Genomic DNA, 25,205 nt, shown 5'->3' with positions numbered 1-25,205 from the left:
CTCAAAGTCGCCCGGCAAGTGGCCGATAGGATCGTGTGTCATGGCTCAGCACGCGTGGCGCGACATCCTGACCGATCTTCTCGAGAAGCGGGATCTCAGCGTGTCGGCGGCGACGTGGGCCATGCGCGAGGTGATGGCCGGCCGGGCATCCGACGCTCAGCTCGGAGGCTTCCTGGTGGCGCTGCGCGCGAAGGGCGAGACGGTCGACGAGATCGTGGGGTTCCGCGATGCGATCCTCGAGGCCGCCCTGCCGCTCGCGGTCCCCACCGACGCGCTCGACATCGTCGGCACCGGAGGCGACCGCTTCGGCACGGTGAACGTCTCGACGATGGCGTCGATCGTCGCGGCGGCCACCGGCGTGCCCGTCGTCAAGCACGGCAACAAAGCCGCGAGCTCGAAGTCCGGCTCGTCGGACGTGCTCGGCGCGCTCGGCATCGACCTGTCGCTCGACCCCGACCATGTCGCACGCGTGCTGGAGGAGGCGGGGATCACCTTCGCCTTCGCGTCGGCCTTCCACCCCGGCTTCCGTCACGCCGGGGCGGCGCGCGCGGAGCTCGGCATCCCCACCGTCTTCAACTTCCTCGGGCCGCTCTGCAACCCGGCTCGCGCTGAGGCGAACGCCGTGGGCGTCGCGCACCTCGACCGGGTGCCGCTCATCACGGGCGTCTTCCGAACGCGCGGTGCGACTGCCCTGGTCTTCCGTGGCGACGACGGCCTCGACGAGCTGACCACGACGGGGCACAGCCGGATCTGGGAGGTCAGTCTCGGCGACATCCACGAGCACGATCTGGACCCGCGCGATCTCGGCCTGCCCCTCGCGCGCATCGAGGATCTGATCGGCGGTGAGCCGCAGCACAACGCCGCGGTCGTCCGGCGCGTGCTCGACGGGGAGAGTGGCCCGGTGCGCGACATCGTCGTTCTGAACGCGGCGGCGGGAATCGTGGCCTACCGGCTGTGGCGGGATGCCGCTCAGGTGCAGCGTCCGATTCTCGAGCGACTGGCCGAGGCCTCCGAGGCCGCGGTGCGGGCCATCGATTCGGGGGATGCGTCGAAGACCCTCGAGCGGTGGATCGCGGCCTCCGCGAGCTGAGGTCAGACCACATCCTTTATTCACGGCACCGTGTGGGCGGCGCCGTGAGGCCGGGTGAATAGCGTGAGGCGCAACGCACCCGAGGAGGAACTGATGTCCCACACCACCCCCACCGCCGATACGGTGGAGGCCCCCGTCCGCCGTACCGGTCTCGTGAAGCTCCTAGGCATCCTGGGGATGCTCGGCGGAGTCGTCCTGATCATCGGCGGAATCGTCGTCTGGTCGATCGTGTCGGGGCAGCTGCGCGCCGAGAACATCACCGTCCCCGACGACGCCGCTGCTTTCCAGGGGCAGACCGTCGCCGGGCCGTTGACCGCCTACGTGCAGGCGGACATCATCCAGCATCACGCGCTCGACGCCTCCGGCGGCAAGACCTATGCCGAGCTGGACAAGGACGACCCCGTCCGCGCGACGATGATGAACGCCTCGTTCCTTCGCGCATCTCTGTTCACCTCCGTGGTCTCGTTCGGCGTCGCCGCCTTCGCGATGGGCGTCGGTATCCTGTCGATCATCTTCGGCTTCGCGGTACACCGCCTGGCCTCGGCCCCGGTGGTCGTCCGCCGTGCGGCGGTCACCTCCGGCTGAACGGGGAGGACGAAGGGCCCGTGCTCCGGCACGGGCCCCAGACATGCTCATGGATCCCATCGACGCCTTGACCGAGATCGCCGAGCTGCTCGAGCGCGAGCGTTCGTCGAAGTACAAATCCAAGGCGTTCCGAGCTGCGGCCGACGCGATCCGGAGCCTGTCCGATGATCAGCTCGACGACACCACCGCGCTGCGCCGCCGCCCCGGCATCGGCGAACGGACCCTCGCGGTCATCGTCGAGGCGCGGGCAGGCGGCGTGCCGGCCTACCTCGCGGATCTGCGCGAACGGCGGGGTGTCGTCGTCGCCGGCGAGCTGCGCCGCCGGCTGCGGGGCGACCTGCACTGCCACTCGGACTGGTCCGATGGCTCCACCCCGATCCCGGAGATGGTGGCCGCGGCGCGCGCCCTCGGGCACGAGTACCTCGCGCTGACGGATCACTCGCCTCGCCTGCGCGTGGCCCGCGGCCTGTCGCCGGAACGCCTGCGCGACCAGCTCGACGTCGTCGCCGGGATGAGCGGCGACGGGTTCACGCTGCTCAGCGGCATCGAAGTCGACATCCTCGACGACGGCTCCCTCGATCAGGAGGACGCCCTGCTGCGGCGGCTCGACATCGTCGTCGCCTCGGCGCACTCGAAGCTGCGGATGGCCCGGGGGGCGATGACCCGGCGGCTGGTGGCGGCGGCATCCGATCCTCGCGTCGACGTGCTCGGTCATGTGACCGGCAGGCTCGTCGAAGGGGAGCGCGGCACGCGGCCGCAATCGGAGTTCGATCCCGAGCCCGTCTTCGACGCGTGCGCCGAGCATGGCGTGGCCGTCGAGATCAACTCCCGGCCGGAGCGGCAGGATCCGCCCGACGATCTCATCGAGCAGGCGATCGCCGCCGGCTGCCTCTTCTCGATCGACTCGGATGCGCATGCGCCGGGGCAGCTGTCGCTCATCGACTACGGGGCCGAGCGCGCGAAGCGGCTGGGTGTCCCCGCCGACCGCATCGTCACGACCTGGTCGCTCGACCGGCTGCGGGAGTGGGCCGGTCGTCCCCGCTCCTGAAGGGGCGTGGAGGGGTCAGGCGCGGCTGCGCAGCGCGGATGCCGCGCGTGCGAGCGAGCCGCCCAGCCCGCGGCGCTCGGCGACCTCTGCGACGGCGTTGGGATCGGCGGCACGGATGCGGCCGTCGACAGCGCCGAGGTCCAGGTCGCGCACGACCCGGACGACCTGAGGCGCCACCGCGAGATAGTCGGCCGCTGCGGCCAGCTTCGCCCGCACGCCGGCCGTCATACCCTCACCCCTTTCGGCAGCTGCCAGGATGCCGGCGAGGTCGCCGTGAGCGGCCAGCAAGGTCGCCGCGGTCTTCTCGCCCACCCCCGCGACGCCGGGAAGCCCGTCGGAGGCGTCGCCGCGCATCGTCGCGAAGTCGGCGTACTGTTCGGGGCGCACGGCGTACTTCGCCAGCACGCTCTCTCCGGTCAGCACGTCGAGGTTGCTCATCCCGCGTCCGGTGTAGACGACCCGGACGCCGCGGTCGTCGTCGACCAGCTGGATGAGGTCGCGGTCGCCGGTGACGACGTCGGCGGGCATGGTCGCCCGCGTGGCGAGGGTGCCGATGACATCGTCGGCCTCGTGGCGAGGCGCGCCCACGACCGGGATGCCGAGCACGCCGAGGCTCTCGCAGATCGTGGGGATCTGCGCCTCGAGCGGGTCGGGCACGACCTCGACATCGGGGCCGGACTCGACCGCCTCCGCGACGCGATGCGTCTTGTAGGTCGGGATCAGGTCGACCCGCCATTGCGGGCGCCAGTCGTCGTCCCAGCAGGCGATCAGGTGGGTCGGCTCGTAGGCCGCCACGAGCTTCGCGATCATGTCGAGGAAGCCGCGGGCCGCGTTGACGGGCCGGCCCTCGGAATCCTTCACGGTGTCGGGCACGCCGTAGAACGCGCGGAAGTAGAGGGATGCGCTGTCGAGCAGCATGAGGCGGTCGCTCATCGCATCATCCTGGCACGGGATGCCCGCCTCGCAGCATCCTGCCGCTTCAGCACCCGGGGCCCGACGGGGGCTCGTTGCAGGCGCGGTCGACGAGCGTCCCACGAGCCTCCAGCACCTCGATCGGATACCCCGCGGTTGGAATGTCGAGGAGACCCGCGACCAGTCGCCATCCGCGGCCGAGATCGACCTCCGCTCGATAGCGCACCGTGGCGGTCGCGACGAAGCTGCCGCGCGAGCGGTAGACGTGGCTCGCAGGCGTCCGAGCGTTGCCCGTGACACTGAGAGTCGATCCGTCGCCGGGCGCGATGACGATGTCCTCCGCCGTGAAGCGAACGGTCACCGGAAGCTCGAAGAGGGTTCCGGTGGCGATGTGCTGCGGTGCCGCGATCTCGAAGTCCACGGGAAGCCCGGCAACGGCGAAGCCGGCCGGCTGGCTGCTGAGCGCAGCGGGTTGCGGAGCGAAGGATGCGACGTCGGCGATCGTCGCCTGCGGCAGGAGCGACACCGTGAAGTCGTCGCATCGGTTGAGTGCTCCGCAGTCTCGCGGCGGGGCAGGCTTGTTGCTGCTCCCCACGTGCGCCGCCGGCCCGGAAAAGCGCCCGCCCGTCGTCCTGAGTCCTCCTACGTCTACGGTGCGGCCGTCGGTGTTTGACTGCCAGAAGGAGGTCCCGCCGACGGGATCGCCTGTGTCGCCCCCTCCGAACGTCGCGAGACTCGCCATCAGGAGGGCCGCCGTCAGCATTTGCTGGCCTCGCCCGCTTCGATGTGCGCGATCCGAGAGGCCGAGTCATCGAAGCTGATTATCAACGACTGAACGGCGCGACGGTCGGGATCTACGAGGCTGGCGCCATCGGGTGCAGTGAGCTCGACCGCCGATACGTCCAAACATGCCTGCAATAGTCGAGACTCGGCGTCATATTTCATGCTGGTGATGATCGAAGCGCCGCTCAAGGTCACGTTCTCGGCGTTGTAACGGTCGAGATTCCGCCGATCAGCTTCCTGCACCTCACCGGTGGTGAGGGCGTAGACGGGCTCGAAGGTCGACGGGTCGGCGAGGTCGACAGCGTTGAGGGCTTCGACGTAGGTGCGGTAGGTCTCCTCGGCGGCGGCGAAAGCGGCGGCGTCGCTGTCGGCGGGGGAGGCGGTCGTCGTGGTCATCGGTGAGGCGGGCGGTGACGCGGGGGAGCCGCATCCGCTCGTCAGAAGGAAAGCGGCGACGAGAGCGGCAACAGCATGGCGGCGTCGGACGAACATGTCCCGAACGTACCGAGGCCCGCCGGGCGGGCGTGCGAACTGTCCACAGGGGCGGTCTCGTAGCCTGGAGGCATGCGGAACCGGGGTGGACATGTCGTTCGGTGAAGCGGCGCTGAGACGGCGGCCGGCTGCCACAGACCCCTGCCCTTGCGGCGGCGGGTCGTTCGGGTCGTGCTGCGGCCCCGTTCTCGACGGTCGGACGGCGCAGACCGCGGAACAGCTGATGCGTTCGCGCTACACCGCGTTCGCCGTCCGCGACGGCGCCCACCTGGCGCGCACCTGGCATCCCGTGACGCGCCCGGACGACATCGAGTCGGACGGGCCCGAGCAATGGACCGGGCTCACGGTCGTCCGCGCGGCCGGCGGCCCCGACGACACCGAGGGCACCGTCGAGTTCACGGCGCGGTGGCGCTCCGGCACGGACTCGGGAGAACTCCACGAGGTCAGCCGGTTCACGCGGATACGCGGTCGGTGGCTCTACGTCGGCGGCGTCGTCGATCCCTCGCGCTGACCGTCGACCAGAGCCTCGGGCCGGATGTCGCCGGGAGCCGGGGATGCGCTGGGGGACTGGAATCGCGCGGGCGCGCTCTGATACTCTGGATCGTCACTCGTGTGGCCTTGTCGCCATGCGTTCACGACGCATCATCCACAACCATCCGCCGCGGTCGAGCCCGTCATCGTCGAGATGACGCCCGGATCCGCGGCCCGACACCCTGACCCAACAAGGACAACCCACTACATGACTAACGCAACGACCGCCCCGGCCACCAAGCAGGTCGCTATCAACGACATCGGATCTGCTGAGGACTTCCTGGCCGCGGTCGAGAAGACTCTGAAGTTCTTCAACGACGGTGACCTCATCGAAGGCACCGTGGTGAAGATCGACCGCGACGAGGTCCTCCTCGACGTCGGCTACAAGACCGAGGGCGTCATTCCCTCGCGCGAGCTTTCCATCAAGCACGACGTCGACCCCAACGAGGTCGTCAAGGTCGGCGACGAGGTCGAAGCCCTCGTTCTCCAGAAGGAGGACAAGGAAGGCCGCCTCATCCTCTCCAAGAAGCGTGCGCAGTACGAGCGCGCTTGGGGCGACGTCGAGAAGATCAAGGAGAACGACGGTGTCGTCACCGGCTCCGTGATCGAGGTCGTCAAGGGCGGTCTGATCGTCGACATCGGCCTGCGCGGCTTCCTGCCGGCGTCGCTCATCGAGCTGCGTCGCGTCCGCGACCTCACGCCGTACCTCGGCCAGGAGATCGAGGCCAAGATCCTCGAGCTCGACAAGAACCGCAACAACGTCGTGCTCTCGCGCCGCGCCCTGCTCGAGCAGACGCAGTCCGAGTCGCGCACCACGTTCCTCAACAACCTGCACAAGGGCCAGGTCCGCAAGGGCGTCGTCTCGTCGATCGTCAACTTCGGTGCGTTCGTCGACCTCGGCGGCGTGGACGGCCTCGTGCACGTCTCCGAGCTCTCGTGGAAGCACATCGAGCACGCCTCCGAGGTTGTCGAGGTGGGCCAGGAGGTCACCGTCGAGATCCTCGAGGTCGACCTCGACCGCGAGCGCGTCTCGCTGTCGCTGAAGGCGACGCAGGAGGACCCGTGGCAGGTCTTCGCCCGCACCCACGCGATCGGCCAGGTCGCTCCGGGCAAGGTCACCAAGCTCGTTCCGTTCGGTGCGTTCGTGCGCGTCGCAGACGGCATCGAGGGCCTCGTGCACATCTCCGAGCTGTCGGGCAAGCACGTCGAGCTCGCCGAGCAGGTCGTGTCGGTCGGCGAAGAGGTCTTCGTCAAGATCATCGACATCGACCTCGAGCGTCGCCGCATCTCGCTGTCGCTCAAGCAGGCGAACGAGTCGGTCGACCCCTACGGCACCGAGTTCGACCCGGCCCTCTACGGCATGGTCACCGAGTACGACGAGAACGGGGAGTACAAGTACCCCGAGGGCTTCGACCCGGAGACCAACCAGTGGAAGGAAGGCTTCGACGAGCAGCGTCTTGCCTGGGAGGCCGAGTACGCGGCAGCTCAGGGTCGCTGGGAGGCTCACAAGGCCGCCGTCGTCAAGGCTCTCGAGGCCGAGGCTGCGGCTCCCGCCGACAACGGCTCGTCGTTCTCGTCGGACGTCCAGTCCGCGAGCACCGGCGGTGGCACCCTTGCCGACGACGAGGCTCTCGCCGCTCTGCGCGAGAAGCTGTCGGGCCGCTGAGTTCACACTGACACGACGGAAGGGTCGGAGCCTCGTGCTCCGGCCCTTCCGCCGTTTCATGCGCAGTCGGGATCATCAGCCCGCCGCGTGCCCGGGCTGCTCCGGGACGCGATAGTTTCAGATCATGGAGACGGACACGCCGCAGCGCACGCGGGCGACATATGTTCTCCCCGCGCCCCCGCGATGGGTCGATGCCGTCCTCGGCGACGGCGACCGCACGCGATCGGCGATGCTCAGTCAGATCGTCACCACGTCCGTGGTGCTCGTCGTCGCGATCGCCGGTCTCGTCATCGGATTCCGCGGTGACACCGCTCTCTTCTTCCTCGCGGTCACCGCCGTGTTCATGCTCACCGGCGCTGCGATCATCGTCCCCTGGGGTCACCTCCGTCCGCTGTGGCTCGCGATGATCCCACTCGGCGACGTCGCGGCGATCGGGGTCATGCGGGTCGCCGAACCGACCGGGGGATTCGGGCTGCTGTGGGTGTTCCCCGTGATCTGGCTCGCCGCCGGGTTCGGCACCGTCGGCTGGATCGGGGGCATCGTCCTCGCTCTGACCGCGTACGGAGTGACGGAGGCCGTCATCCATGCGTCGCCGTCCTCGTTCGGGTTTCTTCTGCTGCCGCTGCTGCTGATCGCGGTGAGCACCTCCACGTATCTCAGCAGCAGGCGGGCCGCTGCTCAGCGTCTCCTCCTCGACCGTCAGGCGACGGTGCTGACGCAATCCCTCGAGCGAGCTCGCCGGCACGAGCAGGTGCTCACGGAGGCTCTCGACCGCGTGGACTTCGGCGTTGCTCGCATCGAAACGGACGGCTCGGCCTCGATCATCAACGATGCGCACGCCCGGCTGCAACGGGGATCCCGCACGAGCGGACAGCCCGACGTGTATGCGGCGGACGGCTCGACGCCCCTCGACCCGCAGGATCATCCGCTCGCCCGAGTGCGGCGCGGCGAGGCGTTCACCGACGCGCGCATCCAGGTCGGACGCGACGATGACCGCCGCGTCCTGAGCGTGTCGGCACGGCGCATCATCGAGCCGGACGGACGCGACTCCGGAGCCGTCGTCGTCACGCGTGACGTCACCGCCGAGACCGACGCGCTGCGAGAACGGGACGCATTGGTCTCGTCGGTGTCGCACGAGCTGCGCACGCCCCTCACCTCGATCCTCGGGTACCTCGAACTCGCGATCGACACTCCTGGGGTGCCCGAGGCGGCGCTCGAGAACCTGCGCGTGGCCGACCGGAATGCGGATCAGCTGCTGCGTCTCGTGGGCGACGTGCTCGCTGCGTCGAGCCAGCACAAGTCCGCTGCCCAGCTGACGGTGTCTCCGGCCGACATCGATCTCGTCGAGATCGTCAACGCCGCGGTGGAGTCCATCCTCGTCAGCGCGGGCGAGCGCGGGATCACGATCGATGTGTCCCGCGTCGAACCCGCCCGCGCGTACGCCGACCCGGTCCGCATCCGTCAGGTGCTCGACAACCTGCTCTCCAACGCTGTGAAGTACAACCGCCCGCGCGGACGCGTGTCAGTGGCGACCTCGGTGGGCGATCAGTGGGCGCTCATCGCAGTCCAGGACTCGGGTGTGGGCCTCAACGAGGAGGACCTCGGTTCGGTGTTCCAGCGCTACTACCGTGGAGCCGCTGTGCGGGACTCCGCCGTCACCGGAAACGGACTCGGGCTCGCCATCAGCCGCGACATCGTCCGCAGGCACGGCGGCGACATCACGGTGAGCAGCGTCCTGGGGGTGGGGTCGACGTTCTCGGTGACGCTTCCGGCCCGTCGACCGGGGGCGGCGCCGTCATGATCGACCAGTTCTCCGTATCCGTGATCACCGCGATCGTGGTCTTGGCGTGCGCGGTGCTCTTCGTCTTCGACACGCTGGTGCGGCGTCCCGAGCAGAGCGGCCGCTTCTGGGCGGTCGGGTTCCTCTGCGCCGTGCTGACGACGATGTTCTATGTCGTGTGGGCCAGCGCTCCTGAGACCGCGTGGGCCGTCGTGTGCGGCAACACGGCTTCGGTGGTGGGCACGGGGCTCATGTGGCTCGGATGCCGTGCCTACAATCGGCGGACGGTACGCGGGGCCGGTGTGCTGGTGGCGGTCGCCGGCATCGTCGCCGCGATCGCCGCGTCCGTCGAGTTCGCACTGGGCGGCGACGACTGGTCCGGCTCCCTCGTGATGTTCGCCGCCCTGAGCGCCGCCGCGGCCGCTGCCTCGGTGGAGTGCTTCCGCGGCGCGCTCGGGGCATCCCGCACGGCGCTCCCGCTGGGTCTCGTGTTCGGTGTGCAGGCCGCGTTCTATCTCGCGCGCATCGTCGTCGTGTCGATGTTCGGCTACGGCGAGACGTTTCAGCTGTGGGTGGGCTCTGTGCCGACCAGCATCCTCACCGTCGTCCTCTCCATCACGGCAGTCGTGAGTGCGTCCGTGCTGCGTGCCGGCCGGGCCGGTGTCCGCGGCTCCGATTCGCCGGAGGGGCGGGATACCGGCCCCGGCGAGATCGTCTCGGTCGCCGGCTTCCGCCGCGCTGTCGCCGTGAGCGTCCAACGCGCGCGAGCCCGGCGGGAGCTGATGGCGGTCTGGGTGATCGAGCTCGACGGGCTCGAATACATCGCGACGGCTTTCGGCCTCGATGTCGGCGACGAGGTCGTGCAGACGTGGCGCGACACCATGACGACCAACGCGCCGACGCTCGCTGTCGTCGGCGAGGTCGGCTCCGAGCGGATCGGCGTCGTCACGGTCGTGAGCTCGGCGGCCGACGCGCGGCGACAGGCCATGGCGCTGTACCGCTCGCTTTTCGAGGCGCTCGCATCGGTCGAGGGGGGAGTGCTGCCCGCGATCGGGATCGGAGTCGCCCTGAGCGACGTCGTGGGCTACGACGGGGACGCTCTCATCGAGGTCGCCGCGACGACGGCGACCCGCGCGTCATCCGGGGTGGCGTCGGCCGTGCTTCTCGCGGAGCCTTCCTGATCGCGTGAACGGGTCGGCTCAGGAAGGCGCGAGGCGATAACCGATGCCCTGGTCCGAGAGGATCAGCGTGGAGGCGGCCGCGGCGGCGAGCGTCTGCCGCAGCGACTCGACGCTGCGCTCTACCGCCCGGACCTCATCGGCATCGGGGGCATCGGCGCGCGAGCGGGAGCGCAGGGAGAGGGCGAGCTCGTGCTTGGTCCGTGTGCGCCCATGCGCGACGACCAGGTCGCGCAGCACCGCCGATTCGGTGGGCGCGAGGTCGACGGGTGCGCCGGCGACGCGGAATCCGCCTTCGTCGACGGAGAGGTCACCGTAAGCGGACCCGGCCGGCGCGGACGTCGCCAGCCCGGCGGGGACGATGTCGTCGACGGGCGCCTCTTCGCGGCGCCGTCGAGACGGAATCGCGGCGAGGCGTGCCTTGAGGTCTCGCGGGCGGAAGGGCTTGCCGAGGTACTCGTCGCCACCGGCTGCTCGCCCTCGTTCCGCATCGCCGGGCTCGACGAACGCCGAGATGAAGATGATGTAGGTGTCGCTGAACGCGCGGACGCGGCGCGCGACCTCGAACCCGTCGATCCCCGGGATGTTGACGTCGAGCGTCGTGACGTCGGGGGCGACGGTTCGGATCAGCTCGACCGCGTCGAGCCCGTTCTCGGTGGCGTGCACGGTGAACCCGCTCGACTCGAGGATCGCCGAAAGCAGGCTGCGGATGTCGGCCTGGTCTTCGACGATGACGGCGGTACGTTCCACGGTGATCCCACCTTCTGCGGGTTGTCAGGGTTCCATCGTATCGATCGCGCGACCTCGCGCCGGGTCTAGCGCCCATGGCATCCTCGGGTGTATGCCTCTGATCGCATTGACCGGCGGGATCGCATCCGGCAAGAGCACGATCGCACGGCGACTGACGGAGCACGGTGCCGTCGTCGTCGATGCCGATGCGATCGTCCGAGACGTCCAGCGAGCGGGTTCGCCCGTCCTGGAGGCCATTCGCGCGGCGTTCGGGCCGGCAGTGATCACGGCGGATGGTGAGCTCGACCGCGCCGCGCTGGCGTCCATCGTCTTCGCCGACTCGGAGGCGCGGACGACGCTGAACGAGATCGTGCATCCGGCGGTGCGCGCGGAATCGCAGCGTCGCTTCGACGAGGCGCTCGGGCAGGAGCGCAGGAGAGTCGTCGTGTACGACGTGCCGCTGCTCGTCGAGGCCCGCGTCGACGACCCGTGGGACGCGATCGTCGTCGCGCACGCGCCCGCCCCCGTGCGCCGCGAGCGGCTGCAGCACCTGCGGGGGATGACGGCCGAGGAGGCCGACCGCAGGATCGCGGCTCAGGTGCCGGATGACGAGCGCCTCGCGATCGCGGACGTCGTCATCGACACCGCGGGCGACCTCGACGAAACGCTCCGGCAGGTCGACGCCCTGTGGGACCGGCTGACGGCGGAGGCCACCGGCTAGCACGAGCGCACGCTCTGAGCGAAGACCGGGCCCGGTGTCGGTGGCCCCGCCTACGCTGGAATCATGCAGACCACGCGCTCAGTGAGGCCCTTCGAGGTCATCAGCGAATACGTCCCGAGCGGTGACCAGCCCCAGGCGATCGCCGAGCTCGCGGGCAGGATCAACGCGGGTGAGACCGACGTCGTGCTGCTGGGCGCCACCGGTACGGGGAAGTCCGCGACGACGGCGTGGCTCATCGAGCAGGTGCAACGGCCGACGCTCGTCATGGCGCACAACAAGACGCTCGCCGCGCAGCTGGCGAACGAGTTCCGCGATCTCATGCCGAACAACGCGGTCGAGTACTTCGTCAGCTACTACGACTACTACCAGCCCGAGGCCTACGTCCCGCAGACCGACACCTTCATCGAGAAGGACTCCTCGATCAACGCCGAAGTCGAGCGGTTGCGCCACTCGACCACCAACTCGCTGCTGAGCCGCCGCGACGTCGTCGTCGTCAGCACCGTCTCGTGCATCTACGGCCTCGGCGCGCCGGAGGAGTACCTGCGCGCCATGGTCGCGCTGCAGGTGGGGGAGCGTTACGACCGCGACGCCCTGATCCGCAAGTTCATCGCAATGCAGTACAACCGCAACGACGTGGACTTCTCGCGCGGCAACTTCCGGGTGCGGGGCGACACCATCGAGATCATCCCCGTGTACGAGGAATACGCGATCCGCATCGAACTCTTCGGCGACGAGATCGAAGCGCTCTACATGCTGCATCCTCTGACGGGCGACATCGTGCAGAAGATGGACAGCGTTCCGGTGTTCCCGGCCTCCCACTACGTCGCGGGCACCGATACGGTGCAGCGCGCCATCGGCACCATCGAGCACGAGCTGGCTGAGCGCCTGAAGGAGTTCGAGAGCCAGGGAAAGCTGCTCGAGGCGCAGCGACTGCGGATGCGGACGACGTTCGATCTCGAGATGTTGCAGCAGCTCGGGTTCTGCTCGGGCATCGAGAACTACTCGCGGCATCTCGACGGTCGTTCCCCCGGAGAGCCACCGCACACGCTGCTCGACTTCTTCCCCGACGACTTCCTTCTCGTGATCGACGAGTCGCACGTGACCGTTCCCCAGATCGGAGCGATGTACGAGGGGGATGCCTCCCGTAAGCGCACCCTCGTCGACCACGGTTTCCGTCTGCCGAGTGCGATGGACAACCGCCCGCTCCGCTTCGACGAGTTCAAGGAGCGCGTCGGGCAGACCGTCTACCTCTCCGCGACGCCGGGGCGCTACGAGATGGGCATCGCCGACGGCGTCGTCGAGCAGATCATCCGTCCGACGGGCCTCGTCGACCCCGAGATCATCATCAAGCCGTCGAAGGGTCAGATCGACGATCTGCTCGAGGAGATCCGACTCCGGGTGGAGCGCGACGAGCGGGTGCTCGTCACAACGCTCACGAAGAAGATGGCCGAGGAGCTGACCGACTTCCTCGGCGAGCACGGCGTGCGCGTGCGTTACCTGCACTCCGACGTCGACACGCTGCGGCGCGTCGAGCTCCTGACCGAGCTGCGCCAGGGTGCCTACGACGTCCTCGTCGGCATCAACCTGCTGCGCGAGGGACTCGACCTGCCGGAGGTGTCCCTCGTCGCGATCCTCGACGCCGACAAGGAGGGGTTCCTGCGCTCAGGAACCTCGCTGATCCAGACCATCGGACGTGCGGCACGAAACGTCTCGGGTCAGGTGCACATGTACGCCGACAAGATCACCGACTCGATGGCCGCGGCCATCGAGGAGACCGAGCGCCGACGTGAGAAGCAGATCGCCTACAACCTCGAGAACGGCATCGATCCGCAGCCGCTGCGCAAGAAGATCGCCGACATCACCGATGCGCTCGCTCGCGAGGCGTCCGATACCCGCGATCTGCTGAACGGCAAGGCGACTGCTCGCAACAAGTCGGGCAAGGGCAAGAGCCCGACACCGCAGCTGCGACGTGAGGGAATCGCCGCAGAAGGGGCTCAGCAGCTCGAGGCGACGATCGAAGACCTGTCGCAGCAGATGCTCGCCGCCGCAGCGGAACTCAAGTTCGAGCTGGCCGGGCGCCTCCGCGACGAGGTTCAGGATCTGAAGAAAGAACTGCGCGCGATGGAGCGCGCCGGGCACGCCTGACGCCTCGGCCGTGTCTGGGTCTCAGCGGGGGCAGTGCAGAAGCGGCTTCGGGCCGGTCCGATCGACATCGTGCTCGGTCATGGGGTGGCCGCACAGCGGGCACGCGCGTCCGGTGCGCTCCGGTTCGGGTTCGGTGTCGTAGGGGCCGACCGACGCGGGGCCGGCCGCGCGGATGAGGCGCGAGTTGACGTAGGCGTACCAGCCGCCCGCCTCGCGGACGCGGGTGCGGAGGGGAGGGCGGTGGTCGTGGTCGGTCATGATCATCAGTGTACTAACGATTAGGACGTATAGGATGCGAGTGTGGACTCCGCCGACGACATGTTGAAGCTCGACAACCAGCTCTGCTTCGCGCTGGTCACCGCCGCCCGCAACGTCGTGGCCATCTATCGCCCGATCCTCGAGCCCCTCGGTCTGACCCATCCGCAGTACCTCGTCATGCTCGCCCTCTGGGAGGCGTCTCCGCAGGCGTTGGGTGAGCTCGCGGCCGACCTCGCGATGGAGCCGGCGACGCTGTCCCCGCTCGTCAAACGCCTCGAAGCCCAGGGGCTCGTCACGCGTGAGCGACGCAGAGGCGACGAGCGTGTGCTCGAGATCGGCCTCACCGCCGACGGCCGCGCGCTGCGGGCGGATGCCGTGCGCGTACCCGAACAGGTCATGGCGGCGGTCGGGATGACCGTCGACGACGTGACCGCTCTGCGGGACGGTCTCCGGCCCTTCGCGGGGCGGCGGGTCCCTCGAGAGCCCGCTTCTCTCCGTCGCGAGTGAGCCCAGGGCGAACCTCGGAGCCAGTGTCGGAGGCCCCACCTAGACTTGTGCGGTGCCCATCGTCCCCGTCGCTTCCTCATCGAAACTCAGTGTCCGCGGAGCCCGCGTCCACAACCTCAAGGACGTCGATCTCGACATTCCGCGCGACAGTCTCGTCGTCTTCACCGGCCTCTCCGGCTCGGGAAAGTCGAGCCTCGCCTTCGACACGATCTTCGCCGAGGGTCAGCGCCGCTACGTCGAGTCGCTGAGCGCTTACGCACGCCAGTTCCTCGGTCAGGTCGACCGTCCCGACGTCGACTTCATCGAGGGCCTCAGCCCGGCGGTCTCGATCGATCAGAAGTCGACGAACCGCAACCCCCGGTCGACCGTCGGCACGATCACCGAGATCCACGACTACATGCGCCTGCTCTGGGCTCGCATCGGCGTTCCGCACTGCCCCGAGTGCGGTGAGCGGATCCAGCGTCAGACGGTCCAGCAGATCGCCGACCAGCTGATGGAGCTCCCCGAGCGCACCCGTTACCAGGTCGTGGCGCCCGTGGTGACGCAGAAGAAGGGCGAGTTCGTCGACCTCTTCAAGGAGCTGAGCGCAAAGGGCTACGCCCGCGCCGTCGTCGACGGCGACGTCGTCTCGCTCGCCGAGCCGCCGACGCTGAAGAAGAGCTACAAGCACGACATCGCGGTGGTGGTCGACCGGCTCGTGGCCGGCCCCGACCTGCTCGGACGCGTCACCGACTCCGTCGAGACCGCGCTCGCGCTGGCCGGCGGCGTCATCAAGATCAACTTCGTCGACGAAGAGGGCGACGCCGCGTGGCAGAGCTTCAGTGAGAAGCTCGCCTGCCCCAACGGGCACGCCCTGCAGCTCACCGAGATCGAGCCGCGCACGTTCTCGTTCAACGCACCCTTCGGTGCGTGCCCCACGTGCTCCGGTCTCGGCACCCGGATGTCGGTCGACCCGGAGCTCATGCTGGGCGACGAGGAGCTCTCCATCGCCGAGGGCGTCCTGCTGCCGTGGACGACGCAGGGCAAGGGGCTCTTCCAGTACTACGAGCGCCTCCTCGAGGGGCTCGCATCCGACCTGAAGTTCTCGCTCAAGACTCCGTGGCGCGACCTCCCCGGCGACGTGCAGGATGCGGTGCTCCGCGGAGAGAACTACAAGGTCACCGTCAAGTGGAAGAACCGCTACGGGCGCGAGATGCGTTACGCCTCCGGGTTCGAGGGCGTCATCCCGTACATCGAGCGTCAGTATCTTCAGGCCGAGACCGACACGCAGCGTCAGCGCTGGGCCGAGTACCTGCGCGAGGTCCCGTGCCCCGCATGCGACGGCGACCGGCTCAAGCCGGAGGTGCTCGCCGTCCTCGTCCACGAGCGCTCCATCGCCGACGTCGCTCGGCTGAGCCTCGCCGAGGCGCAGACGTACTTCAACCAGCTCGAGCTCACGGAGCGCGAGGCCAAGATCGCCGCAGCGGTGCTGCGTGAGATCCGCGCTCGCCTCGACTTCCTCATCGAGGTCGGGCTGAACTACCTGAGCCTGGGCCGCGCAGCCGGGTCGCTCTCGGGCGGCGAGGCGCAGCGCATCCGACTCGCGACGCAGATCGGTTCGGGCCTCACCGGGGTGCTCTACGTCCTCGATGAGCCGTCGATCGGACTCCACCAGCGCGACAACCGGCGATTGATCGACACCCTCGTCAAGCTCAAGAACCTCGGCAATACGCTCATCGTCGTCGAGCACGACGAAGAGACGATCGCCGCAGCCGACTGGGTGGTCGACATCGGCCCGCGCGCCGGTGTCGAGGGCGGCAACGTCGTGCACTCCGGCCCCTATGATGCTCTGCTCGCCGACGAGAACTCGATGACCGGCGACTACCTGTCGGGGCGGCGCTCGCTCGAGACGCCGACCAAGCGTCGCAAGATCGACAAGAAGCGGATGCTGACCGTCGTCGGCGCTCGTGCCAACAACCTGAAGAACGTCACGGCCGAGTTCCCGCTCGGCGTGCTGACCTCCGTCACGGGTGTGAGCGGCTCGGGCAAGTCCACGCTGGTCAACGGCATCCTCTACGAAGTGCTCGCGACTCGTCTGAACGGCGCGCGCCGCGTCGCGGGCAAGCACACGCGTGTCACCGGACTCGACAACCTCGACAAGGTCGTCCACGTCGACCAGGCGCCGATCGGCCGGACACCGCGCTCGAACCCGGCCACCTATACGGGCGTCTTCGACCGCATCCGCACCCTGTTCAGCGAGACGCCCGAGGCGAAGGTGCGCGGGTACCTGCCCGGCCGTTTCTCGTTCAACGTCAAGGGGGGCCGCTGCGAGGCGTGCTCGGGCGACGGCACGCTGAAGATCGAGATGAACTTCCTGCCCGACGTCTACGTCGACTGCGAGGTGTGCCACGGCAAGCGCTACAACCGCGACACCCTGGCCGTGCATTACAAGGGCAAGAACATCGCCGAGGTCCTCGAGATGCCCATCTCGGAGGCGGCAGAGTTCTTCGAGCCGATCCAGGCGATCCACCGCTACCTGAAGACTCTCGTCGACGTCGGGCTCGGTTACGTCCGGCTCGGTCAGTCGGCCACGACGCTGTCGGGCGGGGAGGCGCAGCGTGTCAAGCTCGCGACGGAGCTCCAGCGCCGCTCGAACGGCCGAAGCATCTACGTGCTCGACGAGCCCACGACCGGTCTGCATTTCGAAGACGTCCGCAAGCTCCTCGAGGTCCTCAACGGCCTCGTCGACAAGGGCAACACCGTCATCACGATCGAGCACAACCTCGACGTGATCAAGGCGTCCGACTGGATCATCGACCTCGGTCCCGAAGGTGGAGCCGGCGGCGGCACGATCGTGGCGACCGGCACGCCCGAGCAGGTCGCGGGTGTTGCCGAGAGTCACACCGGCCAGTTCCTCGCCGAGATCCTGGGGGCCCCGGCGGCGCGCAAGGCGGGCTGACGTGGCGAACGTCCTTCCCTACCGGCCCAAAGCGGGCGAGATCCCGACCGATCCCGGCGTCTACCGCTTCCGCGACGCGGAGGGGCGGGTGCTGTACGTCGGCAAGGCGAAGAACCTGCGGGCGCGCCTGTCGAACTACTTCGCGCCGCTGCACACGCTCCACGAGCGCACGCGGCGCATGGTCACGACAGCGGCATCCGTCGAGTGGACGGTGGTGGCGACCGACGTCGACTCGCTCCAGCTGGAGTACATGTGGATCAAGGAGTTCGATCCGCCGTTCAACGTCCGCTACCGCGACGACAAGTCCTATCCGTTCATGGCGATCACCCTCGCCGATGAAGCGCCCCGCGTGATCGTGACGCGCAACCGCCGGATCCCCGGTGCGAAGTACTTCGGCCCGTACCCCAAGGTCTGGGCGGTGCACGAGACCATCGACCTGATGATCAAGGTCTTCCCGATCCGCACCTGCAGCGATTCGTCGTACAAGAAGGCCATGGCGTCGGGGCGTCCGTGCTTCCCCGGTCAGATCGGCCGGTGCGGCGGTCCCTGCTCGATGAAGGTCACGATCGAAGAGCACCGCGCGATGGTCGACGATTTCGTCGCCTTCATGTCGGGCGGCGATCAGCGGTTCGCCCGCGAGCTCACGACGCGCATGCGCGAGTCGGCCGCCGCGATGGACTACGAGTCGGCCGCCGTCTACCGCGACAAGCTGCAGGCGATCGATGCCGTCCTGAACAAGAGCGCGCTCGTGCTCGAGGACGACATGGATGCCGACCTCTTCGGCATCGCCGAGGACGAGCTCGCCGCCGCCGTCCAGCACTTCGTCGTGCGTGGCGGCCGCATCCGCGGTGTCCGGGCGACGACCATCGAGAAGGAGATCGACATCTCGGGTGCCGATCTGGTCGATCAGGTGCTGCAGCGGACGTACGGGGATGCCGCTGCCGCCGACATCCCGCGCCATGTGTTCGTCCCGACCCTCCCGGGCGACGCCGGGGAGCTGGAGCAGTGGCTCCAGACGCGCCGCGGGAGGCGCGTGACGATCCAGGTCGCACAGCGCGGGCGGAAGGCCGACCTCATGAAGACCGCCAGCATCAATGCCCAGCAGGCGTTGATGCTCCACAAGACGCGTCGCACGAGCGACTACGTCGCCCGCAGTCAAGCGCTGACGGATCTGCAGGAAGCGCTGGGCCTGGACGAGGCTCCGCTGCGGATCGAGTGCTACGACGTGTCTCATCTGTCGGGCACGAACGTGGTCGCTTCGCTGGTGGTGTTCGAGGACGGCCTGCCGCGCAAGGATCAGTACCGGATCTTCGGCGTCAACGAGACCACCGACGACACCGACTCGATGTATCAGGTGCTCACGCGACGTCTCGCCTACCTCGACCGGCCCGACGAGGAGGACGAGCCGGTTCCCGACGCGACGGCCGACGGTGAGGTCGTCACGGCACGCAAGCGTCCGCGGTTCGCCTACCGTCCGCAGCTGCTCGTGGTCGACGGCGGCAAGCCTCAGGTCGAGGCCGCAGCCCGGGCGCTCGCAGACGCCGGGCACACGGAGATCGCGCTCTGCGGCATCGCCAAGCGGCTCGAGGAGATCTGGCTGCCGGGGGAGGAGTACCCGGTCATCCTGCCTCGTACCTCGGAATCGCTCTATCTGCTGCAGCGACTGCGTGACGAGGCGCATCGCTTCGCGATCGTCCACCAGCGCAAGCGGCGCAAACGCGACATCACCTCGGTGCTCTCCGAAGTCCCCGGCCTGGGAGCGGCCCGCATCAAGGCGCTGCTGCGCCATTTCGGGTCCGTGTCGAAGCTCAAGCAGGCCACCCCCGAGGAGATCCAGGAGCTGCCGGGAATCGGTCCCCGCCTCGCGGAGGCGATCCACCGGCACCTCGCGGACGGATAGGCTGGACACCGGCGAAAAGACAGGGGTGGTGACGGTGACCGACGAGGTTCCGGCGGGCGAGATTCTCATCGTCACGGGTATGTCCGGGGCCGGACGCACGACGGCCGCCAACGCCCTCGAAGACCTCGGCTGGTACGTCGTCGACAACCTTCCGCCGCAGATGCTGCGCCCGCTGCTGGAGCTCAGTGAGCTCGCGGGCAACGCGCTGCCGCGAGTCGCGGCGGTCGTCGACGTGCGCGGTGGCGAGCTGTTCGCGGCGCTGCCCGACATCACCCGCGCGCTGCGACACGGCCGCGCTCTGCGGATCCTGTTCCTGGATGCCGCCGACGAGGTGCTCGTGCGCCGGTTCGAGTCCGTGCGGCGGCCGCACCCGCTGCAGGGCGACGGCACACTCGTCGACGGCATCCGCCGCGAGCGCGAGCGACTCGCCCCCATTCGCGAGAGTGCGGACGTGATCGTCGACACCTCTCGCGACAACATCCACCAGCTCGCCACCTACATCGCCGATCTCTTCGCCGACGACGGCGCGGCGCGGCACACGGTCACCGTCATGAGCTTCGGGTTCAAGTACGGGCTGCCGCCGGACGCGGACCTCGTGGCCGACATGCGCTTCCTCCCGAACCCCTTCTGGAACCCCGAGCTCAAGGCACTCACCGGCGAGGACGACGCGGTGCGCGAGGAGGTGCTCTCGCACGATAATGCGCGCGAGTTCATCGACGCGTACGCTGCGGCCCTCGCCCCGGTTCTGCGCGGGTACCAGGAGGAGAACAAGCGTCATTCGGTGGTCGCCGTGGGGTGCACCGGCGGCAAGCACCGCTCCGTCGTGACAGCACGCGAACTCGCTCAGCGGTTGTCGGGCCTCCCGGGTGTGGCGGTGCGACTCAAGCACCGCGACCTCGGTCGCGAGTAGGCTATCCCTTCGTCCCCCGAACCCCCTCCCGAAGGAGCGCCGTGCCGCTGACCGCTGACGTCAAGACCGAGTTGGCTGCGATGCGCGACCCTCGACCCGCCGCCCGGGTGGCCGAGGTGACCGCGATCCTGCGCTTTGCGGGCGGTCTGCACTCCATCGCGGGCCGTGTGGCCGTCGAGGCCGAGGTCGACTCGGAGATTCTGGCGCGCCGCGTCGCCCGCGAGCTCGTCGAGATCTACGGTGTGCGCCCCGAGCTCGCCCGCATCCAGGCATCCGGCGGACGCGACGGCGCGACGTTCGCCGTTCGTGTCCGCGAGGGCGGGGAGACCCTGGCTCGCCAGACGGGCCTGCTCGACCAGCGTCGACGTCCCGTCCGCGGCCTTCCCAACCGGCTGACGACGGGATCGCGTCCCGATCTGGCCGCGCTGTGGCGCGGAGCGTTCCTCGCGGCCGGCTCGCTGTCGGACCCCGGGCGTTCGGCGGCTCTCGAGATCTCGTGCCCGTCGCCGGAAGCCGCCATGGCCCTCGTCGGCGCCGCCCACCGTCTGGGCATCGCCGCCAAGGCACGCGAGGTGCGCGGGATCCCGCGCGTCGTCGTCCGCGACGGCGAGGCGATTCGTCAGACGCTGGCCGAGATGGGCGCCACGCGCACGGCCGACACCTGGGATCAGATGCGTCAGCGCCGCGAGGTGCGCGCCGGCGTGAACCGTCTCGTGAACTTCGACGATGCGAACCTGCGTCGTTCGGCCCAGGCGGCCGTCGCAGCCTGTGCCCGGGTCGAGCGCGCTCTCGAGATCCTGGGGGACGAGGTGCCCGACCACCTCAAGCAGGCCGGAGACCTGCGCCTCGCGCACCGGGACGCGAGCCTCGACGAGCTCGGGCACCACGCCGATCCGCCCCTCACCAAAGACGCCGTCGCGGGCCGCATCCGCCGCCTTCTCGCGATGGCCGACAAGAAGGCCGCCGCCGAGGGTCTGCCCGACACCGAGTCGGCCGTCCCCGCGGGTCTTTCCGACTGAGCGACCTCTTCCGCGTTACACCGCGTTCCGAACGGGAAGCAACGGGGTGTGCGACGCGTTGCCCCTCAATAGGATGAGAAACGTCCACGAGGCGTGCGGTCGCGCGCCTTCGACAGCACGAGCCGCGCGCTGCGCGGTGCTGACAGGAGATAGAGAATGACGAAGTACACCCTTCCCGAGCTCCCCTATGATTACGCGGCTCTCGAGCCGCACATCAGCGGCAAGATCATGGAGCTTCATCACTCCAAGCACCACCAGACGTACGTGAACGGCGCCAACACCGCTCTCGAGCAGCTCGCGGAGGCCCGTGAGACCGGCAACCTCGCGAACGTCAACAAGCTCGAGAAGGACCTCGCGTTCAACCTCGGCGGGCACGTCAACCACTCCATCTTCTGGACGAACCTCTCGCCCGAGGGCGGTGGCGAGCCCGAGGGCGAGCTCCGTGCGGCGATCGACGAGTTCTTCGGGGGCTTCGACAAGTTCCAGGCGCACTTCACGGCTGCCGCCACCGGCATCCAGGGCTCCGGCTGGGCCGTGCTCAGCTGGGACCCGATCGGCGCCCAGCTGATCATCCAGCAGCTGTTCGACCAGCAGTCGAACACCGCCCAGGGAACCATCCCCATCTTCCAGCTCGACATGTGGGAGCACGCCTTCTACCTCGACTACCTCAACGTCAAGGCGGACTACGTCAAGGCGGCGTGGAACATCGCGAACTGGCAGAACGTCGCCGAGCGCTTTGTGACGGCTCGGGAGAAGACGGCCGGCCTGCTCGCGTAGTAGGGTCATAAACAGGTGAGGATGCCGGGCTCCTCCCGGCAACGGGAGCCGAACCCGGCATCCTCTTCTTTTTCATCAGATCGCGTTTCGGTCAGCCAGCACGGGCTTTTCCGGCGCGACAAGAAACGGGAGACATCGTGTCTGTCAAGATCGGCATCAACGGCTTCGGCCGCATCGGACGCAACTACCTCCGCGCCGCCCTCGCTCAGGGCGCGGACCTCGAGATCGTGGCGGTGAACGACCTCACCGACAACAAGACTCTCGCCCACCTGCTCAAGTACGACTCGATCCTGGGTCGCCTGGACGCCGAGGTCACGTACTCGGAGGACTCGATCACGGTCGGCGGCAAGACCATCAAGGTCTTCGAAGAGCGCGACCCCGCCAACCTGCCCTGGGGTGAGCTGGGCGTCGACATCGTCATCGAGTCGACGGGTCGCTTCACGAACGCCGAGGACGCCAAGAAGCACATCGCGGGCGGCGCCAAGAAGGTTCTGATCTCGGCTCCCGCGAAGGGCGAGGACGGCACGTTCGTCATCGGCGCCAACGAGGACCTGTACGACCCCGAGAACCACAACGTCATCTCGAACGCGTCGTGCACCACCAACTGCCTCGCGCCGCTGGCGAAGGTTCTCAACGACGAATTCGGCATCGTCAAGGGCCTCATGACGACGGTCCACGCGTACACCGCCGACCAGAACCTGCAGGACGGCCCGCACAGCGACCTCCGCCGCGCACGCGCCGCCGCCCTGAACATCGTCCCCACCTCGACGGGTGCGGCCAAGGCCATCGGCCTCGTCCTCCCCGAGCTCAAGGGCAAGCTCGACGGCTTCGCCCTGCGCGTGCCCGTTCCCACCGGTTCGGCCACCGACCTCACGGTCGAGCTCGAGCGCGAGGTCACGGTCGACGAGATCAAGGCCGCATACAAGGCTGCTGCCGAGGGACCGCTCAAGGGCATCCTGAAGTACACCGAGGACGAGATCGTCTCGAGCGACATCGTCACCGACGACCACTCCTGCATCTTCGACGCAGGCCTGACCCGCGTCATCGGCAACCAGGTCAAGGTCGTCGGCTGGTACGACAACGAGTGGGGCTACTCCAACCGCCTCGTCGACCTCACCGAGCTCGTCGCCAGCAAGCTCTGACGACCATGGCTCTGCGAACCCTCGATTCGCTGGGCCCGCTCGCAGGCAAGCGCGTCATCGTCCGTGTTGACTTCAACGTCCCCCTGAAGGACGGAGTCATCACGGACGATGGCCGTGTGCGTGCGGCGCTGCCCACCATCGACCACCTCATCGGCCAGGGCGCGCGCGTCATCGCCTGCTCGCACCTCGGTCGTCCCGACGGTTCCCCCGACCCGAAGTACTCGCTCGAGCCCGTCGCGCAGCGGCTGTCCGAGCTGCTCGGCAAGCCCGTCGCCTTCGCCGGCGACACCGTGGGCGAGTCGGCGCAGCAGGTCGTGTCGTCCCTCGGCGACGGCGACGTGGCGGTGATCGAGAACCTCCGCTTCAACGCAGGGGAGACCGCGAAGGACGAGACCCAGCGTCGCGCCTTCGCCGAGCAGCTCGCCTCCCTCGGCGACGTGCTCGTCTCGGACGGCTTCGGTGTCGTGCACCGCAAGCAGGCGTCGGTCTACGATCTCGCCGAGATCCTGCCCTCGGCGGCCGGGTTCCTCATCGAGAAGGAGGTCGACGTCCTCGACCGCCTCACTGAGAACCCGGAGCGTCCGTACGCGGTGGTGCTCGGCGGTTCGAAGGTGAGTGACAAGCTGGGTGTCATCGAGCACCTGCTTCCGCGCGCCGACAAGATCCTCGTCGGCGGCGGGATGCTGTTCACGTTCCTCGCTGCGCTCGGGCACGAGGTCGGCAAGAGCCTGCTCGAGAGCGACCAGCTCGAAACCGTGAAGGGCTACATCGCCACGGCGAAGGAGCGCGGCGTCGAGCTCGTTCTCCCCGTCGACGCCGTCATGGCCTCCGGTTTCGCCGCCGACGCCGACCACGTCGTCGCCGCGGCCGATGCTCTGGAGGACACCGCCTTCGGTGCCGACGGCATGGGCCTGGACATCGGCCCGAAGACGGCGGAGCTTTTCGCAGACGCGATCCGCAGCTCCCGTACCGTCTTCTGGAACGGGCCCATGGGCGTGTTCGAGATGCCGGCGTTCGCCGCGGGCACCCGCGCTGTCGCCCAGGCGCTCACCGAAGTCGACGGCCTGTCGGTCGTCGGCGGCGGAGACTCCGCGGCGGCGGTGCGCCAGCTCGGATTCTCCGACTCGTCGTTCGGCCACATTTCGACCGGTGGCGGTGCGTCGCTGGAGTTCCTGGAGGGCAAGAAGCTGCCCGGTCTGGAGGTGCTCGGATGGGCATGAACCGTATGCCCCTCATCGCGGGCAACTGGAAGATGAATCTCGACCACCTGCAGGCGGTCGCGTTCGTGCAGAAGCTCCACTGGACGCTGAAGGACGCCAAGCACGACGACGACTCGGTCGAGGTGGCGGTCTTCCCGCCCTTCACCGATCTGCGGACGGTGCAGACGCTGCTCGACGCCGACAAGATCGCGTTCGCGCTCGGCGCTCAGGACCTCTCGACGAAGGACTCCGGTGCGTACACCGGTGAGATCTCGGGAGCGTTCCTCAAGCAGCTCGACTGCCGGTATGTGATCATCGGTCACTCCGAGCGTCGCGAGTACCACGCCGAGACCGATGAGGTCGTCGCGGCGAAGGTCCAGGCGGCACTCCGTCACGGCCTCTCACCGGTCATCTGCGTGGGGGAGACGGCGGAAGACCTCGAGGAGCACGGCGCTTCGGCTGTTCCGGTGGCGCAGCTCGAAGCGGCCCTCGCGGGCGTGGCGGCGGATGCCGACATCGTGGTCGCCTACGAGCCGGTGTGGGCCATCGGCTCGGGGCAGGCGGCGACGCCGCAGCAGGCGCAGGACGTATGCGCGAAGCTGCGTGAGGTCGTCGGCTCCGTGCTCGGGGCTGACGCGGCGGCACGCACCCGCATCCTGTACGGCGGTTCGGTGAAGTCGGCGAACATCGCCGGATTCATGCGCGAGCCCGATGTCGACGGCGCCCTCGTCGGCGGCGCGAGCCTGGTCGCGGACGAGTTCGCCGCGATCATCCGCTACCAGAAGCACGTCGGCGTGTGACGTCGTACGGCCCGGCGACCTACCGGTCGCCGGGCCGTACGCGTATCCGCGCGGCTGCTGGATATACTTGATCCTCGTGCGATCGGAACGATCGC

General features: G+C 68.6%; 23 protein-coding genes. 18 read left to right on the top strand and 5 right to left on the bottom strand.

Annotated elements, in window-relative coordinates; translation table 11 throughout:
* Window positions 1-40: 40 nt before the first annotated feature.
* The 3 genes from trpD to MTS1_RS03565 all read left to right on the top strand — a co-directional run bounded on the left by trpD (window position 41) and on the right by MTS1_RS03565 (window position 2,723).
* Window positions 41-1,090 (top strand): anthranilate phosphoribosyltransferase, encoded by a 1,050-nt coding sequence (gene trpD, locus MTS1_RS03575; protein ID WP_023951503.1) that lies wholly within the window; start codon window positions 41-43, stop codon window positions 1,088-1,090.
* Between the two features lie 93 nt (window positions 1,091-1,183).
* Window positions 1,184-1,675: a hypothetical protein gene (locus MTS1_RS03570; protein WP_023951501.1), complete on the top strand. Its 492-nt coding sequence runs from the start codon at window positions 1,184-1,186 to the stop codon at window positions 1,673-1,675.
* Between the two features lie 49 nt (window positions 1,676-1,724).
* Complete coding sequence (locus MTS1_RS03565) at window positions 1,725-2,723, top strand: PHP domain-containing protein (RefSeq protein ID WP_199484992.1); 999 nt, start codon at window positions 1,725-1,727, stop codon at window positions 2,721-2,723.
* 15 nt (window positions 2,724-2,738) lie between these two features.
* Here the strand turns inward: MTS1_RS03565 and MTS1_RS03560 are convergent, their stop codons facing one another.
* From MTS1_RS03560 to MTS1_RS15985, 3 genes are all read right to left on the bottom strand, one after another.
* Window positions 2,739-3,656, bottom strand: coding sequence for a 5'-3' exonuclease (locus tag MTS1_RS03560; protein WP_023951498.1), 918 nt, complete (start codon window positions 3,654-3,656; stop codon window positions 2,739-2,741).
* A gap of 46 nt (window positions 3,657-3,702) precedes the next feature.
* Window positions 3,703-4,161 carry a hypothetical protein gene (locus tag MTS1_RS03555; protein WP_052007569.1) on the bottom strand — a complete coding sequence of 153 codons (459 nt, stop codon included), beginning with the start codon at window positions 4,159-4,161 and terminating at the stop codon, window positions 3,703-3,705.
* A gap of 230 nt (window positions 4,162-4,391) precedes the next feature.
* Window positions 4,392-4,910: a hypothetical protein gene (locus MTS1_RS15985; protein WP_144083362.1), complete on the bottom strand. Its 519-nt coding sequence runs from the start codon at window positions 4,908-4,910 to the stop codon at window positions 4,392-4,394.
* Between MTS1_RS15985 and MTS1_RS03545 the strand changes: the two genes are divergently transcribed.
* From MTS1_RS03545 to MTS1_RS03530, 4 genes are all read left to right on the top strand, one after another.
* Window positions 4,909-5,421 carry a YchJ family protein gene (locus MTS1_RS03545; protein WP_370576208.1) on the top strand — a complete coding sequence of 171 codons (513 nt, stop codon included), beginning with the start codon at window positions 4,909-4,911 and terminating at the stop codon, window positions 5,419-5,421. The two genes, MTS1_RS15985 and MTS1_RS03545, sit on opposite strands and share 2 nt — an antisense overlap.
* 228 nt (window positions 5,422-5,649) lie before the next feature.
* Window positions 5,650-7,107: a 30S ribosomal protein S1 gene (gene rpsA, locus MTS1_RS03540; protein WP_023951490.1), complete on the top strand. Its 1,458-nt coding sequence runs from the start codon at window positions 5,650-5,652 to the stop codon at window positions 7,105-7,107.
* 124 nt (window positions 7,108-7,231) lie between these two features.
* Window positions 7,232-8,908, top strand: a complete 1,677-nt coding sequence (locus MTS1_RS03535) for a cell wall metabolism sensor histidine kinase WalK (protein WP_023951488.1) — start codon at window positions 7,232-7,234, stop codon at window positions 8,906-8,908.
* Window positions 8,905-10,068: a diguanylate cyclase domain-containing protein gene (locus MTS1_RS03530; RefSeq protein ID WP_023951486.1), complete on the top strand. Its 1,164-nt coding sequence runs from the start codon at window positions 8,905-8,907 to the stop codon at window positions 10,066-10,068. The genes MTS1_RS03535 and MTS1_RS03530 overlap by 4 nt, the downstream gene beginning before the upstream one ends.
* Before the next feature lie 18 nt (window positions 10,069-10,086).
* On the opposite strand, the gene MTS1_RS03525 is transcribed toward MTS1_RS03530, so the two are convergent.
* Window positions 10,087-10,815, bottom strand: coding sequence for a response regulator transcription factor (locus MTS1_RS03525; protein WP_023951485.1), 729 nt, complete (start codon window positions 10,813-10,815; stop codon window positions 10,087-10,089).
* Between the two features lie 91 nt (window positions 10,816-10,906).
* Between MTS1_RS03525 and coaE the strand changes: the two genes are divergently transcribed.
* Both coaE and uvrB read left to right on the top strand, forming a co-directional pair.
* Window positions 10,907-11,515, top strand: a complete 609-nt coding sequence (gene coaE / locus MTS1_RS03520; protein WP_023951484.1) for a dephospho-CoA kinase — start codon at window positions 10,907-10,909, stop codon at window positions 11,513-11,515.
* Between the two features lie 63 nt (window positions 11,516-11,578).
* Window positions 11,579-13,660, top strand: coding sequence for an excinuclease ABC subunit UvrB (uvrB, locus tag MTS1_RS03515; protein ID WP_023951483.1), 2,082 nt, complete (start codon window positions 11,579-11,581; stop codon window positions 13,658-13,660).
* 21 nt (window positions 13,661-13,681) lie between these two features.
* Here uvrB and MTS1_RS03510 read toward each other — a convergent pair whose 3' ends face one another.
* Window positions 13,682-13,918: a hypothetical protein gene (locus MTS1_RS03510; RefSeq protein WP_370576207.1), complete on the bottom strand. Its 237-nt coding sequence runs from the start codon at window positions 13,916-13,918 to the stop codon at window positions 13,682-13,684.
* A 60-nt stretch (window positions 13,919-13,978) separates the two neighbouring features.
* Here MTS1_RS03510 and MTS1_RS03505 point away from each other — a divergent pair, with 60 nt between their 5' ends.
* The 9 genes from MTS1_RS03505 to tpiA all read left to right on the top strand — a co-directional run bounded on the left by MTS1_RS03505 (window position 13,979) and on the right by tpiA (window position 25,110).
* Complete coding sequence (locus MTS1_RS03505) at window positions 13,979-14,425, top strand: MarR family winged helix-turn-helix transcriptional regulator (RefSeq protein WP_036304948.1); 447 nt, start codon at window positions 13,979-13,981, stop codon at window positions 14,423-14,425.
* A gap of 52 nt (window positions 14,426-14,477) precedes the next feature.
* On the top strand, window positions 14,478-17,363 hold the full coding sequence (gene uvrA, locus MTS1_RS03500) for an excinuclease ABC subunit UvrA (RefSeq protein WP_023951480.1): 2,886 nt from the start codon (window positions 14,478-14,480) through the stop codon (window positions 17,361-17,363).
* A gap of 1 nt (window position 17,364) precedes the next feature.
* Window positions 17,365-19,263 carry an excinuclease ABC subunit UvrC gene (gene uvrC, locus MTS1_RS03495; protein ID WP_023951478.1) on the top strand — a complete coding sequence of 633 codons (1,899 nt, stop codon included), beginning with the start codon at window positions 17,365-17,367 and terminating at the stop codon, window positions 19,261-19,263.
* Between the two features lie 34 nt (window positions 19,264-19,297).
* Entirely contained in the window at window positions 19,298-20,173 is an 876-nt protein-coding gene (rapZ, locus tag MTS1_RS03490; protein ID WP_036304946.1) for an RNase adapter RapZ, read from the top strand.
* 41 nt (window positions 20,174-20,214) lie between these two features.
* On the top strand, window positions 20,215-21,192 hold the full coding sequence (gene whiA, locus MTS1_RS03485) for a DNA-binding protein WhiA (protein WP_023951475.1): 978 nt from the start codon (window positions 20,215-20,217) through the stop codon (window positions 21,190-21,192).
* Between the two features lie 156 nt (window positions 21,193-21,348).
* Window positions 21,349-21,969: a superoxide dismutase gene (locus MTS1_RS03480; RefSeq protein WP_023951473.1), complete on the top strand. Its 621-nt coding sequence runs from the start codon at window positions 21,349-21,351 to the stop codon at window positions 21,967-21,969.
* A 137-nt stretch (window positions 21,970-22,106) separates the two neighbouring features.
* On the top strand, window positions 22,107-23,111 hold the full coding sequence (gap, locus tag MTS1_RS03475) for a type I glyceraldehyde-3-phosphate dehydrogenase (RefSeq protein ID WP_023951471.1): 1,005 nt from the start codon (window positions 22,107-22,109) through the stop codon (window positions 23,109-23,111).
* 5 nt (window positions 23,112-23,116) lie between these two features.
* On the top strand, window positions 23,117-24,331 hold the full coding sequence (gene pgk, locus MTS1_RS03470) for a phosphoglycerate kinase (RefSeq protein WP_023951469.1): 1,215 nt from the start codon (window positions 23,117-23,119) through the stop codon (window positions 24,329-24,331).
* The gene (gene tpiA, locus MTS1_RS03465; RefSeq protein WP_023951467.1) at window positions 24,322-25,110 is read left to right on the top strand and encodes a triose-phosphate isomerase; all 789 of its coding nucleotides are present in this window, start codon (window positions 24,322-24,324) and stop codon (window positions 25,108-25,110) included. The genes pgk and tpiA overlap by 10 nt, the downstream gene beginning before the upstream one ends.
* Window positions 25,111-25,205 lie beyond the last annotated feature (95 nt).

It is taken from the genome of Microbacterium sp. TS-1 (assembly GCF_000509385.1).
GTDB lineage: Bacteria > Actinomycetota > Actinomycetes > Actinomycetales > Microbacteriaceae > Microbacterium > Microbacterium arborescens.
This window is presented reverse-complemented; position numbering and strand designations above follow the sequence as displayed.